A 14598-nucleotide genomic window follows, 5' to 3' on the forward strand; every position below is an offset into this window, starting at 1 on the left:
GACTCGTCCCCGCTCGCCCATCGCGACGCACCCCCACCGCCGCGTGGCAGCCGCGCTCCTCGTCGCTCGCCCTCCTCGACACATCGCCGCCGCGGCTCGTCGCCGCTCGCCCTCCGCGACGCATCGTCACAGCCGACCGCCGGCCTCGAGGCCGACGCGCGCCGACCTCGACCCAATCACGATCGCTACCATGACCTCGCGTCGCGCCAGGCGGACCGCGGGTCACCAGTAGATCTGCACCGCACCGTCGCCGCGACGCGCTCCCGCCTCGAACTCCACCTCGTCCGCATCCACCCCGACGTACGACGAACCGCCGCCACCGCCCGCGCCGAAGGCTCCGCCGCCGCCGTACCAGCCGCCGCCGCCGCCGGCCACGTGATAGCGCGCCGCTCCGCCGCCGAGCCCGAACACGCCCGACTGGCCGGGCGACGAGCCGCCTGCGCCCCCCGCGTGTTGCTGGCCCCCGCCGCCCGCGTTCCAGTCGGCCTCGCCCACGATCCCGGCGTCGCCGACGAGCCCGCCGCCTGCGCCGCCCGCCCCGTGGTCCGGAAAGCCGCACGAGCCGCCGCCTCCGCCGCCTACCACCAGCGCGCGATCGATCAAGCTGGCGCCGCCGATCCGGATGTCCGATCCGCCGCCACCCCCGCCGGCCCACACGCCGCCGCGCCCGCCTCCGTTCCATCCCGGCGTCCCGTCGATCCCGCCGCGCCCGCCGACCAGCACCAGCAGCACCTCGCCGGGTCGCACCGGCAGCTCGGCGCGCAGCCAGCCGCCGCGACCGCCGTCCATCTGCACGTCGGGCAGCCCGTGGATCTCGTCGACGCCGCAGCGACTCGGACCGCCCTGCGCGCCCCACAGCTCGACCGACAGCGTCGTCACGCACTCCGGCACCACGAACACCTGCGGCCCGCCCGAGAATCCGAACCCGCGCCCGCCCGGACCCGCGCACCCCGGCACCCCGTCCGGCACCATCCCGTCGAGCCCCACGATCTCGGGCGCGTGACAGCCGATCAGCGCCACGAGCGCCGCGGCCCGGCGTCCGGGTCGAATGTGTGAGCCGCTCCCCTGCATCGCCACCCCTTCCCCAGGGATGCGCGGCGCCGTCCGCGATGCAAACACCGCCCGTGCTGCGCGTCACGCCTCGCATGCCATGCCCGAAAGGACATGCCCGATCAGTAAGCCTATCGATGGTCGAGGACCGCCGACAGCTGTCCTTCGAGACAGCCATTCAGACCTCGCATGAACTTCAAGACATGCCCCCAAGGACATGCCCTTTCAGACATGCCCTCGGAGACATGCCCCTTCATTCCCACCCGCGGCGCGCCCGCCCGCTCACCCGATCTCGCCGCGACGCGCCCGGCCGAACGCCACGCGTCGCAGCAGGAGGTCGAGGATCAGCAGCGGCAGCGCCAGCGCCCACAGCACCTCGGGCCAGACCGCGCGCTGGCGCGTCCCCTGCGGCGCGCCCGGGGTCGTCACCACCGCGTCGATCGGCCCCGCGTGCGAGCCCTCCGGCGCCAGCGTGGCCAGCCACGCCGGGTCGGCGCCGAGCTGATCGGGGGCCAGCTCGCTCGGGTACGGCACGCTCGCCTGCCCGGTCGCCTCGGCCACCAGGCGCGGCGGCGTCTGGCCGTCGTCGAACATCTGCGCCTTGATCAGTCGCTGGCCCGCGCGCACCCCGAGCACGGTCGCCTCGTAGCGGCCCGGCGCCGTCAGCTGTGCGGCCAGCGTCGTCGTGTGGCCCTCGGCGCCGGCGGGCAGCGACGGATCGATCACCTGCAGCTCGCCGCGCAGGTCGCTGACGAAGCCGGTGCTCGCGTCGACATCGACGACCGCGCGGAAGCTGCCCTCGTCGGCGCCGGGCGTGATCCGCAGCGACGCCCCGCCGAGCGACGCGGCGCCCTGGCGCATCAGATCGCGGGCCACCTGCGACCAGAACTTGGGGAACCCGTCCCAGCCGATCCAGCGATGCGCCCAGCGCGGCTTCGCGTCCGACGCGAACGCGGCCGTGCGCCCGAGCCCGCGGCGGCCGCGGACCAGCAGCGGATCGCCGACGTGCGTGCGCAGCAGCAGCTCGGCCAGCGGCTTGGTCTTCAGCGGGATCACTCCGCCGAGCCCGGGCGCGCGATCGAAGTCGATCCCGCGCAGCACCTGCGCGCTCTTGGCCACGCGCGCGAACAGGTCGCGCTCGACCACCGCGTTGCGCGTCACCTCGCGGGTCTCGCGAGAGAAGATCCGCGGCACGTCGGTGCCGTCCTGGCTGAAGTAGTAGCGACCGCGGCCGCGCTCGGCCACGCGGGCGAGGAAGTCCTTGCCCGCGCCCGCGCCGACGCCGACCGCCGACACAGTGATGTCGGCGTCGCGCATGTCGGTGATGAGCGCCGACACCCCGGCCTCCGGCGACTGCCCGTCGGACAGCAGGATCACGTGCTTCACCAGCGCCTTGCTGCCGGCGAGCTGCATGTACGCCTCGCGCAGGGCCGGCAGCGCGTTCGTCCCGCCGCCCGCGCTGAGCCGACGGATGTCGCCGGCGATGCGGATGCGATTGGCCGCCGGCTGCAGGCGCACCAGAGTGACCGGCCGCGAGTCGAACGCGATCACCCCGATCTCGTCGCCCGGGTCGAGCGTGCTGGCCGTCGAGCGAGCTGCCTCTTTGACCAGGTCGAGGCGGTCCTCGCTCGACATCGACCCGCTCTTGTCGATCACCAGCACCAGCGCCAGCGTCGGCTGCTCGCGCTGGCGCTCGCCCTCGAAGCGGACCGGCAGCACGTCCTCGAGCACGCTGCCGCCCCAGCCGCCGACCCCGAACGCGCTCTCGCCCCCGATCATCACGAAGCCGCCGCCGTCCTGGACCCACTTCGCGATCGCCTGCTGCTGCGCCCCCGACACGTGGCGCGACGGCACGTCCGACAAGATCACCAGGTCGTACGGCTGCAGCCCCTCGGCCGCCGCCGGGATCGCCGACGCCGCCTCCGCGTCGACTTGCAGGTGGTCGGCCCGCAGCGCCCGCGCCAGCGCCCCCGACGGATCGCCCTCGCCGACCAGCAGCACGCGCGGGCGCCCGCGGACCTCGCCGACGGTCGCCGCGCGGTCGTTGTCGAGGCTGCGGTTGTCGGCCGCGTCGAGCTCTGCCGCGTCGAGTCGGGCCGCGATCACGATCGGCCCCGGCGCGTTGGCGCGGACCGGCACCTTGATCTGCTGCGGCCCGCCGCGCAGCGTCACGTCGACGCTCGGCGACAGCGGGTTCGGCACCCCGTCCTTCTCGACGTACAGCTTGAGCGTGTGCGGCCCGCTGGCCCACACGTCGATCGCCGCGTCGAACGTCTGGCCGACCCGCAGCTCGCTCGGCAGGTGCACGCCCGCGACCAGCACGTCGCCGCGGGCCGCCGGCGCGGCAGTGCGGGTGTGCACCGCGACCCCGCGGCGGCGCAGCCCCTCGGCCGCCGCGATCAGGTCGGTGCGCTCCGCCACGCTGGCCGCGCCGTCGCTGACCAGCACCACCCGGCCCTCGGTATCGGGGTCGAGCAGCGCCTCAGCCAATCGCAGCGCTCCCGCGTGGTCGCTGGCCAGCCCACCACCTGGCTCTCGGGACAGTTCGACATCACCTGTCTCTTCGGACAGCGGCACCGCCTGCGCCCGGTCCGCGTAGGTCACCAGGCGCAGCCGCGTGCGGTCGTCGCGGTCGCCGGTCTCGCCCTTCACCAGCCGGATCACGTCGCGGGCCACCGCAGTGAACGCCGCGAGCTGGCCGTCGTCGACGCTGGCCGACACGTCGACCGCCACCACCACCGTCTTGCCGCGCCGCGGCGCCTCCAGGCTCGGGGCCGCCAGCGCCAGCGCCAGCGCCAGCAGCAACAGCACGCGCGCGCCGAGCTGCAGCGCGACCTGCCAGGCCGGCAGGTCGACCAGCGAGCGGCGCGCGACCGCCACGAGGAACGGCAGCAGCGCGACCGGCATGAGCCACAGCACGCTCGGCCGCGCCAGCACCAGAGTGCGGTCGCCGGCCTCGGACAGCCTCGCCGCCAGCCACTCGGGCAGGGTGAACAAAAGGACAGGAACGTCGGGGCCGAAGCGATGCAGCGCCGCCGCGGCGGCGAGGCCGAGCGCGAGCCACAGGAAGGCCCACGGGCGAGCCCCGGAGGACGGAGCGCGGGTCAAGGGCGCACCGGGGCGCGCGGGCCGGGGGAGGATCGCATCGGCGAGGGTCCGGCAACCATAGCGCCCCGGGCCGCCCGGCAAAAGCCGGCCTGCTGCCGGACGGCGTTCCCGGCGCGGCCGGGTTGCGCGGAAGCGGCAGGGCGGTTAGGGTGCCGCCCACCCAAGGGAACCGCTGTGAAGCCGATCGAGATCTGTCAACACCTGGGCCAAGGCCACATCGACGCGTACTACGACGAGCTCTCCGGCAAGGAAGTCCGCGAGGTGCTCAAGGCCGGCGGCTGCAGCGTCAACGTCCCCCCGACCGCGTACACACAGGCCGCCCGCCGCCGCGCGTGGCGCCGCCGCTTCGACACCGAGCTGACCGGCGGCAACGACAACCTCGCGCTCGCGCTCCTGCTCGAGTGGCTCATGCGCCACCACCGCCAGATGCTGGTCGACTACCTCGACTTCCTCGGCGTGAAGCACACCATGGGCGAGACCGACGAAGATTTCTGCGTCACCAACCCGCCCGAGAAGCTGCGCGAGGGCGTCGCCGAGCTGCTCAAGAAGTACCCGCCGGCCCACGTCGCCAGCTACCTGCTGCTCGTCGGCCACCTGCAGGACACCCCGGTGTTCGACCAGACCCCCGAGGTCCTCAAGGCGCTCGGCGTCGAGGACGCGGCCGCCAGCGAGTACATCGAGAAGCACAAGCAGACCTACAAGCCGCGCATGCGCCAGCAGCAGGCCGCTTCCTGAGGTCCCGCCGTGGATCGCCTGGCGATGCTCCGACAGTTCGTGGCCCAAAAGCCAGGTGAAGCGTTCCCGCGCTACGGCCTGGCCATGGAGCTGAAGCGCCGCGGGCAGCTCGCCGAGGCGATCGTCGAGTTCCGCGAGCTCATCGCCAAGATCCCCGAATACGTGCCCGCCTACTTGATGGCCGGCAACACCCTGGTCGAGGCCGGCGACCGCGACGGCGCCCTGCAGGTCCTCGATCAGGGCGTCCAGGCCGCGCGCGCGGCCGGCGACGCGCACGCGCTCGGCGAGCTCGAATCCGCCCGGGCCGCGCTGGAAGGGTGAGCGCCACGTCCAGGCTCTCCGACGCCGCCGCGATCGACCTGGTGTTCGCCAGTCCGCGACGGCTACCCAAGCCCGCGAACCTGCGCGGCCGCGTGGTCGTGCTCGACGTCGCCTTCGCGGCCGAAGGCATCGGCAGCGGCTTCGAGAAGATCACGGGCAAGTTCCTCACCGGCCTCGGCGCGCGCCTGGCCCGGTGGGTCGACCACCACGATCACGAGCGCCACGCCCAGTTCCGCGGCGACTCGCGCTTCGTGCTCCACACCAAGGCCGAGCACGGCGCCTGTCCCGAGATCATCACGCCGCAGATGGTCGAAGAGACAGGTCCTGTCGACACCATCGTCGCCCACTTCGATCTCGACGGCCTCTATTCGGCCGCCAAGTGGCTGCTCCGAGGCGTCGAGCCCTACCCCGGCGCCGACGCCGACGCCCGCGCCGTCGACACCCGGATCGGCGAGGTCGGCCCGATTGGCGCCCTCGTCGACAAGGCGCTGCGGGCCCACTACGAGGACACCGTCCTCCTCAACAAGATCGTCCGCTGGCTGGTCGCCGGCCGCCCGCGCGGCGCCGAGCAGGAGGCGATCGCCACCGCCGCGGCCGACTTCGACGCCATGGCCGCCGAGGCCGCCGCGCTGGCCCGCGCCTACGTCGTCGAGGACGGCGTCGCCCTCGTGCGCGTGCCCGGTAATCCGCGCGCGTTCGACAAGACCGAGCTGCTGCTGCTCGGCCAGGAGCGCGCCCCCGTGGCGGTCGTCGTCGACGGCCAGACCCTGAACATCGCCGCCAGCTTCGCCAGCGGCCTCGACTTCGTCGCCCTGCTCGGCCTCGGCGGCGGCATGCCGACGCGCGTCAGCGTGCCCGCCTCGCGCCTCGACGACACCCTCGCCAAGATCCGCGCCGCCCTGCGCGCGCGCGGCTGAGCTGCCCTTCGGGACCTGTCGCATTCGACATGTCCTGAGAGACATTTTTGTCTCCGGGCCGGTCGGCTGTCCGCCGCGCGCGAACGACATGTCCCGAGAGACACTCGCGTCCCCGGGCGGTCTCCCGAGCCCTGCACGCGACCGACCTGTCCCGAGAGACACTCTCCGCTCCGGCGGTCACGTGTCCCGGCGCGCGGGCGCGACATGTCCCGAGAGACATCTCTGTCTCCAGGCCGATCCTGTCGCCGATTGCCCGCAGGGGGCGCTCACGCGCCCTCGTCCCGCGATCTCGCCCAGATCGAGAGCTCACTTGGTGTTGCAGGTCGGGGACGCAAATAGGACCCTGGCGCCCGCAGTCCGAGTGCCCACCACGGGCCGACCCCCCAGGAGAATCACACATGTCGCAACGTCCTCGTCTGTCCCTGCTCGCCGCCCTGACGGCGTTGATGCTCCCCGCCGCCGCCTTCGCCGACTCCAACGGCACGGCCGGCAACGTCGAAGCAGTCACCCTCTACGAGAGCAGCAGCGACAACCACGCCATGTTCAACGGCTCGGTCTCCATCAAGGAGAAGACCGGCCAAAAGCGCGACTACAAGTGGGGCGGCTCGCTGTGCCCCGGCCGCGAGCTCAGCGCCAACTCGATCAACCTGCTGTTCGAGGCCCTGCGCGCCAAGAAGCAGGTCGAGGTCACTCCGACCTACAAGGCCGGCAACGGCGGCGAGCGCTGCCTCACCGGCTTCAAGCTCGAGACCCGCTGAAGCCCCGGCCAGTCGCCGCGCGTCGCCGCTCCCCCCGGCGACGCGCGCCCACCGGCAGGCCTCATGACTCTTCGGCCATGTCCTTCACGACATGGCCGTTTCTACGCGCTCACAGCGGCTGCCACTGCAGCGTCTCGACCGCGATCTCGTAGCCGAACCACCCGTTGACGAGCCTCAGCCGCGACGGCAGCGCCCCGTCCTTCATCCCGCCCTCGTAGGTGACGACGATCTCCCCGCCCGGCTTGCCGTCCTTGCGCTCGAAGCGGCGCTCGAGCAGCGCCCCGCCCTGCCACACCTCCGTCACCCGCTCCTCGCCGACCTCGCCGCGGTGGGTCCCGTCGGCCAGCGGCGCCCCCGGCAGCCCGAGGAACTGCACCCGGTGGACGTCGAGCAGCATGAAGCGGGGCGGGAACGGCAGCTTGCCCTCGGGCGCGAACACGTCGACCTTCACCTCCGCGCCCTGCTGCTTGGCCACGAACGCCTTGGTCGAAAACGGCGTCAGCCCGATCAGCGTCAGCGCGTCGCCCTGCTTCTGCAGCACCACCTCGCCGCCGATCTCGCGCCCGCGGGCCGTCCCGCGCAGCCGCTGGCGCGCCATGAAATCCGGCCCCGTCAGCGTCGTCGCCAGCGCCCCCGGGTAGTCGGCCTCCGCCAGCTGCGGCGGCGTCGACTCGGCCTCCTGTCCCTTCGCACATGCCCCCAGGAGCATGGCCGCGACGACGGGACCTATCGACCATGCTCCCCGGTTCATCCGCGCTCCTTCTCTTCGCCCGCGCCGGCCAGCACCAGGGCCGCCGGGGCCAGCACCAGGCTGAGCAGCACCCCGAGCCCCACGGTCACCCCGATCGCCTGCAGCGCCGGGCTCTGCGACATCGCCAGCAGCCCGAACGCCAGCACCGTCGACAGACACGCCAGCAGCACGCTCAGCACCGTCGCGTCGAATCCGCTCGGGTCGCGCCGGCTCTCGGCCAGGAACACCCCGTAATCGACACCCATGCTCAGCACCAGCAGCAGCGCGACCACGTGCAGAATGCCGATCGTCACCCCCGACAGCGCCACCAGCGACAGCGCAGTCGCGGCCGCCAGCACGGCCGGGGCGAACGCCGCCAGCGCCAGCCCGAACCGGCGGTAGCGGACCCACACCATCGCCAGCACCGCGAACAGGCCGAACACCACCAGCTCGAGCGTGCGCGCGCGGTAGCGGCCGAACGCCGCCTGCATCATGCCCTGTTGGTCGAAGTAGCGCACCTGCGGCAGCTCGGCCAGGCGGGCCTGCAGCGCCGTCGCGTCGGAGACCCCGCGCAGCAGCGTCACCACGGCCACCTCACCGCCGTCCAGCTCGGCCCGGAACGTCCGCGCCGCCTCGGCCAGCGGCGTCGCGGCCAGGTCGGCCGGCCGCATCACGTCTGGCCCATGGGACATGTCCGCGAAGAACTTGGCGAACGAGCCGGCGCGGAAGCCCTCGGCCACGAACGCCGCGTCGAGCCGGGCCGGCAGGCTCGGGTCGGCCAGCGCCGCCTGGTTGTCCTTCTGCAGCGCCGCCGACCACACCAGCGCGTGCAGGCTGCGGAACGCCTCGATCTCGCCGGCCGCCTGGGCCGCGCGCAGGCGCACCGCCGCCGCGTCGTTGCCGGCCAGCGCCTCCTCCTCGTCGGCCCCGAACGCGACCACGAAGCGCCCGCCGTCCATCCGCGACACCCGCGCCCGCACCCGCTCGTCCTCGGCCAACATCTCCGGGTCGAGCGCAGTCAGCAGCCGCACGTCGTCCGACCACTCGATGCGCGGCAGGCCGACCACGCACAGGCCCAGCGCCACCGCCGGCAGCACCGCCACCGCCGAGCGCCGGCGTCGCATCCCCGCGACCACCCGCGCCAGCCCGGCCGCGGCCCGCCGCTGCAACCAACCTGGCTTTGGGGCCATGGGCAAAAGGTCAGGTAGCCAGTAGCGCGTGGCCAGGGCCGCCACCAGCACCCCGATCGAGGCGAACAGCGCCACCTCGCGCAGCCCCGGGAAGCTGGTCCACGCCAGCCCGGCGAAGCCCGCCACGGTGGTCAACGCCCCGAGCAGCAGGCCCGGCCAGATCTGCCGCGCGCTCTGGCGCGGGCCGCCGCGCGGGTCGAGCATGTGGTGGTTGAACAGGTGCACCGAGTAATCGATGCACACGCCGATCAGCGTCGCCCCGAACGCCAGAGTCAGCCCGTGGACCGCGCCGAACAGCGCCAGGCAGGCCGCCAGGGCCGCCGCCACGCCGGCCACCAGCGGCGCCAGCGACAGCAGCACCAGCCGCGGCGAGCGGAACATCAGCAGGAACAGCGCGACGATGCCGACCAGCGAGACGGTCGAGATCCGGCCGATGTCCTCGCGCATGCTGGTCTCGGCCGCCAGGGCGAAGCGAGCCACGCCCGACTGCTCGAGCACCAGGCGCCCGCCCGACTGGGCGTCGACCTCGTCGAACGCCGCCTCGATCGCGGCCTGGAGCGGCGCCTGGTCGGTGGCGTCAAACGGCGAGCTGCGGGTCGCCAGCATCACCAGCGCGTGCTGCTCCTCGGCCACGAAGTGCCCGTCGCGCAGCGCGACCCCGCCGCCCTGGGCCGCCTCGAGCCGGCGCAGCTGGGCCGGATAGGCGAGCAGCGGGTCGGCCGGCGCGATCTGCTTGATCACCCCCGACGTCGGCAGGCCGAGCTGGCGCCGCAGCTCGCGGGCCGCCGCGCGCAGGCCGTCGTCGGACAACCTGTCCTGAAGGCCAGCTGTCTCGTCGGCCAGGAGGAAGAATCGCCGCGGGTAGTAGAGGTTGTGGATCGCCTCGGCGTGCAGCTCACCCGGCCCGGTGCGCAGCCACGCCACCTCGGGTCGGTCCTGCAGGCGGTCGGCCAGCGCCTGCGCCCCGGCGATGGCGACGTCCGGCTCGCCGCGCTCGTCCGAGACCGACAGCACCAGAGTGCGCGTCAGCTCCGAGCTGGCCATCCCGCGCGACAGCGCCGCCAGCTTGGGGTCGGCGACGTCGGCCATGAACGCGGTGATGTCGGTGACCACCTGCAGGCGCAGCACGCAGAACGCCACCAGCCCGGCCACGAGCGCCGCGCCGAGGCCTGCCCGCCACGCGTTCGGCCTGTCTGATCGGGCAGGTTCCATGGAACAGGTGACCAGCGGAGGGCCGCGCCGCGCTCAGCGAGCGGCCGGCGGGGCCGCGGCCGGCTTCGGCGGCAGGCTGAACAGCGAGCCCAGCTCCTCGGCGGAGAACTTGCGCTTGGCGTCGACGGCCGAGAACGTGGTCACGGCCTCGTCGCCGCCGACCTCGACCACGCGCATGGTCGCGATCACCACCCCGTCGCCCGCGATCTCGACCCGCTCGATCAGCTTGTCGAGCGGCGCCAGCTTCGGCTTCAGCTTCAGCGTCCAGCGCTGGCCCTCGGCCTGCAGGTCCATGGTGTACATGCTCGTCAGCGCCTCGCGGTCGCCGGCGAAGATCTTGACGAACGAGTCGACGAACAGCCGCACCGCCGGGCTCTTGTCGAGCGCGATCTCCTCGCGCCCGGCGTCGTCGGCCAGCTTGAGCGCGCTGCCGTCGATCACCACCACCGAGCGGGCCGGCTTGGCCGTGTGACGGGCCAGGCGCGGCTTCTTGCCGTTCGGCACGAAGTAGATGGTGCCCTCGTTGACGAGCGGCGCCGCCAGCAGCGCCATCCGCTTCTCCTCGCGGAAGCTGGCCTGCAGCCCGCTCATCCCGGCGAACTGCCCGAGCAGCTGGTCGAGCGTGATGCTGGCGACCATCGGCGCGGCCACGGTGATCGGCAGCGGCTCGGCCGCGCTCGCCTGGCCGATCGGACCGGTCAAAAAGACCAGGGCCGCGAGGACATGCGCGAAAAGACCTGTCCAAACGGACATGCCCTTACGGAAAGGGGCGGGCGAGGATGGCGAGCTACACCAGGCGCTGGAGCAGAGCATCGGGCGTCTCCGGCAAGAGGCGACCTTCCTGGTCGGTGGTGACGAGGATCGTCTGCCCGCGAGCCGAGCAGCGGTCGTCCTTGAGGTTGCGGATGCGATAGGCCACGACCAGCCGCGGCGCAACCGCCACGAACCACGCGTCGACGCGAGCGCGGTCGGCGTAACGCAGCGGGTAGGTGTAGCGGCAGTGGCTGTCGACCAGCAGGAGGGCGTAACCCGCGCGGCGGATGTCCTCGACGTCGAGCCCGCGCGAGCGCAGCAGCGCGGTCCGGCCGTACTCCATGTACTTGTAGTAATGCCCGTGCCAGACGATGTTGAGGATGTCGACGTCGTGGAACGGGACCTCGAACTCGACCGAGACCTCGTGCAGCCGGCTCACGACAGCGCTCCGATCGGCAACGCGTTCGCGCGCATCAGCGTCAGCACCGCGGCGATGTCCCGGTCCTGGCGGCGGTCGGCGTCGACCATCGGGATGACGCCGCGCACCGCCGCGTGCAGCGTACGCGCCCGCGCGTGGACGTTGTGCCCCGCGCGCAGGTCGACCGCCTGGCACATGGTGAGCAGCCCGATCGCGGCGACCGTCTCGGTCAGCTCGACGATCCGCAGGCAGTCGCGCGCCGCGATCGTGCCCATGCTCACCTTGTCCTGGTTGTGGCATTCGGTGCTTCGGCTGAAGACGCTGGCCGGCATCGTCAGCTTCAACGCCTCGGCCGCCAGCGCCGAGGCCGAGATCTGCATCGCCTTGAAGCCGTGGTGCGCCGCACGATCGGGGCCCGTGCGCCCGACCAGGTTGGCCGGCAGGCCTGCGTTCGTGTCCGGGTTGCAGACCAGCGCGATCTGGCGATCGACCAGGTCGGCGAGGTTGGCCACCGCCGTCTTCAGGGAGTCGAGCGCGAAGCAGGCGTGGCCGCCGTAGAAGTTGCCGCCGTGCAGCACCTCCCCGGTCTCCGGGTCGACCAGCGGGTTGTCGTTGGCGCCGACGATTTCGACCTCGAGCCACTGCCGGACCCAGGGTAGCGCGTCGACGAGGACCCCGATCACGTGCGGGGCGCAGCGGATCGAGTAGCGGTCCTGGATGCGAGCGGGGGCTGCCGGCCGCGGGAACTCGATATCTTCGCGGATCCACCCCGCCACGGCTCTCTGGCCCGGGTGCGGCTTGGCGGCGAAGATGCGGTCGTCGAAGTGAGCGGGGTTGCCGCCGAGCACGTCGCTGCCCATCGCCGTCAGCGCCGCGCACAGGCGCGCCAGCCGCTGCGCGCGCGCGACCGCCAGGCAACCGAGCCCGACCATGACGCTGGTCCCGTTCATCAGCGCCAGGCTCTCCTTGGGCTGCAGCACCAGCGGCGGGATCCCGGCCTCGCGCAGCGCCTCGGCCGCGGGCGCGACCTGTCCCTTGAACCAGACCTCGCGCTCGCCGACCAGCGCCGCCACCACGTACGACAGCGGCGTCAGATCGCCGCTGGCCCCGACCGAGCCCTCGGCGGGGATCCGCGGCAGCAGACGGTGCCGCAGCAGATCGCACAGGCGCTCGAGCACCTCGACGCGCACCCCCGACCAGCCGCGCGCCAGCGCCACCAGCCGCACCGCCACCACCGCGGCGGCCTCGACCTCGTCGAGGATCCGCCCGGTGCCGCAGCCGTGGAAGCGCATCAGGTTGATCGGCATCGCCGCCACGTGCTCGTCGGGCACGCTCGTCTCGCACGAGTCGCCGAACCCGGTCGTGACCCCGTAGACGACCTCGCCCGCGGCCAGCCGGCGCGCCAGGTGGTCGGCGCCGCGGCCCAGCAGCACCCGGTACTCCGGGGCGTCGTCGAGCGCCGGGAAAGCTGTCCCTTCGGCCAGCTGAACCACGTCGTCGAGGCCGATCCCGCCGGGCCCCACGATGAGGACGCGCGCGCTACTCACTCTGCCCTCCAGAACTCGTAGAAGTTGAACCAGTTGAGCGGCGCGAGGCGGCAGTAGTGCTCGAGGCGTTCGGCGTAGCGCTGGACATGGGCGGCGGTGGCGGCCTCGCGGCGGCCTCTGGGGAGTTCTAATTGTTCGGCGAAGGGCTCGCAATAAAGATCGTAGCGGTCAGGCCCGTGGTAGAGCCCGAAAGTCAAATAGATCGGGCACTTTAGCAGCGCCGCCAGGGTGTAGGGCCCGGTCGGGAAGCGCGCCGGAGCGCCCAGGAACTCGGCCGTGCAGGTCTTCTCGTTGACCCCGACCCGGTCGCCGAGCACCGCCACCAGCTCGCCGCGCTCGATCGCCTCCTTGGCGGCCAGGATGTAGCTGGTGTCGCGCGGGTCGATCGGGATCACGCGCACGTCGAAGTCGGCCCCCACCGTGCGCAAGAAGTCGTTGATCATCTTCGCGTTCTGCCAGTACGCGAGGATGTGGATCGGCAGCCGCTTGTCGACGCTGCTGGCCCGCATCGCCTCGAACGAGCCGAGGTGGGCCCCGAGCAGCAGCGCCCCCTTGCCCTGCTGCTGCAGCGCCCGCAGGTGCTCGATGCCCGTGTGCGTGATGCGGAACCGCGACGTCTCGCCGCGGACCAGGAACACGCGGTCGAGGGCGCAGCGGGCGAACGTGTAGATGTGGCGCCAGCTGGCCCAAAAGCCGTGCGGCTGGCCGATCCGCCGCAGGTAGTCCTGCGAGGCCCGCCGCGCCGCCCCGGCGAACAGCGCGTAGTAGAAGGTGATCACCGCCAGCAGCACCCCCGCCCCGCGGCGGCCGAACACCCGGCAGAACAGCAGCGTCGCCTTGATCCCGAGCACCGTCCCGCGCTCGGGCCGGGTCATCCACGCCCGGTCGCCCTCGCCCGCGACGACGGCCGGAACGCCGCCCCCCGCGGACCCGTTCTGGTTGTCCTCCAGGACATGTCCCTTCGTACCTGCCTGCTCCGCCATGGCCGATCGAACCTGTCCTCTCGCGCAGCCCGATCAGCGGCCGGCCGGCAGCGCCGGGCGGCGCAGGCGGCGGTAGAGGTTGACCCACGGGCGCACCATCACCCGCTGGAACGACAGCCGGGTGTGCAGCCACGAGATCTTGACGTTGTCGCCGAACACGCGGAAGTGCGACACCCCGCCCTCGTCGCGGCCGATGTAACGGACCTTCGTCGGCAGATTGATCACCGGCACCCCGGCCCACACCAGGCGGACCGCGATCTCGATGTCGAAGTCCATGCGATCGCCGGTGCGCCCGAGCGCCAGCGCGGGCACCAGCGGGTACACACGGAAGCCGCACATCGGGTCGGTGATGACCCCGCGCCCGGCCTCGAAGTTGGTCCAGAACAGCGTGATCTTGCGGGCGATGAGCCGCCCCTTCGGCGCCGACGCGTCGTACACCGGCGCCCCGAGGATCAGCGCGTCCGGCCGCTCGTGCGCGGTGGCGAGGAATTGCGGGATGTCCCCCAGGTCATGTTGCCCGTCGGCGTCGACCTGCAGCGCGTGGGTGTAGCCGAGCTCGTGGGCGAACTGGAACCCGGTCTTGACCGCCGCCCCCTTGCCGCCGTTGTGCGGCCGTCGCCGCACGTGCGCCAGCCCCTCCGCCCCGATCGCCTCGACCGCGGCGCGGCCCTCCGGCCCCGAGCCGTCGTCGATGACGACCACGTCGGGCAGGTGCGCCTTGACCCGCAGCACCACGTCCCGCACCGTCCGCGGATTGTCGAAGGTCGGGATCAGCGCGCACGGCCGGAACGCCGCGGCCCCGGCTTCGCCTGTCCCCAGGGACACGTCCTGGCCCCCGTCCGCGCTCATGCCCGCCTCCCGGCGCGAGGCGCACCC

Annotated in this window: 13 protein-coding genes; 4 read left to right on the forward strand and 9 right to left on the reverse strand. The window is 72.8% G+C overall.

What is annotated here, in order from left to right; all coding sequences use genetic code 11:
- Positions 1 to 222: 222 nt before the first annotated feature.
- On the reverse strand, positions 223 to 1071 hold the full coding sequence (locus OV090_RS30620) for a glycine-rich protein (protein WP_267708188.1): 849 nt from the start codon (positions 1069 to 1071) through the stop codon (positions 223 to 225).
- 261 nt (positions 1072 to 1332) lie between these two features.
- Positions 1333 to 4158: a VWA domain-containing protein gene (locus tag OV090_RS30625; RefSeq protein ID WP_267708189.1), complete on the reverse strand. Its 2826-nt coding sequence runs from the start codon at positions 4156 to 4158 to the stop codon at positions 1333 to 1335.
- A gap of 174 nt (positions 4159 to 4332) precedes the next feature.
- On the opposite strand from OV090_RS30625, the gene OV090_RS30630 reads away from it, so the two are divergent.
- The 4 genes from OV090_RS30630 (at position 4333) to OV090_RS30645 (ending at position 6889) form a co-directional block, all read left to right on the forward strand.
- Complete coding sequence (locus OV090_RS30630; RefSeq protein WP_267708190.1) at positions 4333 to 4893, forward strand: hypothetical protein; 561 nt, start codon at positions 4333 to 4335, stop codon at positions 4891 to 4893.
- A gap of 24 nt (positions 4894 to 4917) precedes the next feature.
- Positions 4918 to 5214: a tetratricopeptide repeat protein gene (locus OV090_RS30635; protein ID WP_267708191.1), complete on the forward strand. Its 297-nt coding sequence runs from the start codon at positions 4918 to 4920 to the stop codon at positions 5212 to 5214.
- Positions 5211 to 6131, forward strand: a complete 921-nt coding sequence (locus OV090_RS30640) for a hypothetical protein (RefSeq protein WP_267708192.1) — start codon at positions 5211 to 5213, stop codon at positions 6129 to 6131. Before OV090_RS30635 ends, OV090_RS30640 begins: the two co-directional genes overlap by 4 nt.
- A gap of 398 nt (positions 6132 to 6529) precedes the next feature.
- Positions 6530 to 6889, forward strand: a complete 360-nt coding sequence (locus tag OV090_RS30645; RefSeq protein ID WP_267708193.1) for a hypothetical protein — start codon at positions 6530 to 6532, stop codon at positions 6887 to 6889.
- Positions 6890 to 6998: 109 nt separating this feature from the next.
- On the opposite strand, the gene OV090_RS30650 is transcribed toward OV090_RS30645, so the two are convergent.
- The 7 genes from OV090_RS30650 to OV090_RS30680 are packed head-to-tail and all read right to left on the reverse strand — an operon-like array spanning position 6999 to position 14571.
- Positions 6999 to 7640: a DUF3261 domain-containing protein gene (locus tag OV090_RS30650; protein WP_267708194.1), complete on the reverse strand. Its 642-nt coding sequence runs from the start codon at positions 7638 to 7640 to the stop codon at positions 6999 to 7001.
- Positions 7637 to 10021, reverse strand: coding sequence for an MMPL family transporter (locus tag OV090_RS30655; RefSeq protein WP_267708195.1), 2385 nt, complete (start codon positions 10019 to 10021; stop codon positions 7637 to 7639). Before OV090_RS30655 ends, OV090_RS30650 begins: the two co-directional genes overlap by 4 nt.
- A 33-nt stretch (positions 10022 to 10054) precedes the next feature.
- Positions 10055 to 10774: an outer membrane lipoprotein carrier protein LolA gene (locus OV090_RS30660; RefSeq protein WP_267708196.1), complete on the reverse strand. Its 720-nt coding sequence runs from the start codon at positions 10772 to 10774 to the stop codon at positions 10055 to 10057.
- 34 nt (positions 10775 to 10808) lie between these two features.
- Positions 10809 to 11213, reverse strand: coding sequence for a thioesterase family protein (locus tag OV090_RS30665; protein WP_267708197.1), 405 nt, complete (start codon positions 11211 to 11213; stop codon positions 10809 to 10811).
- A complete protein-coding gene (locus OV090_RS30670; RefSeq protein WP_267708198.1) occupies positions 11210 to 12739 on the reverse strand; it encodes an aromatic amino acid ammonia-lyase in 1530 nt (509 codons plus the stop codon). The genes OV090_RS30665 and OV090_RS30670 overlap by 4 nt, the downstream gene beginning before the upstream one ends.
- Positions 12736 to 13722, reverse strand: coding sequence for a hypothetical protein (locus OV090_RS30675; protein WP_267708199.1), 987 nt, complete (start codon positions 13720 to 13722; stop codon positions 12736 to 12738). The genes OV090_RS30670 and OV090_RS30675 overlap by 4 nt, the downstream gene beginning before the upstream one ends.
- A 33-nt stretch (positions 13723 to 13755) precedes the next feature.
- Positions 13756 to 14571 carry a glycosyltransferase family 2 protein gene (locus OV090_RS30680; protein ID WP_267708200.1) on the reverse strand — a complete coding sequence of 272 codons (816 nt, stop codon included), beginning with the start codon at positions 14569 to 14571 and terminating at the stop codon, positions 13756 to 13758.
- Positions 14572 to 14598: the final 27 nt, after the last annotated feature.

It is taken from the genome of Nannocystis sp. RBIL2 (genome assembly GCF_026626745.1).
GTDB lineage: Bacteria > Myxococcota_A > Polyangia > Nannocystales > Nannocystaceae > Nannocystis.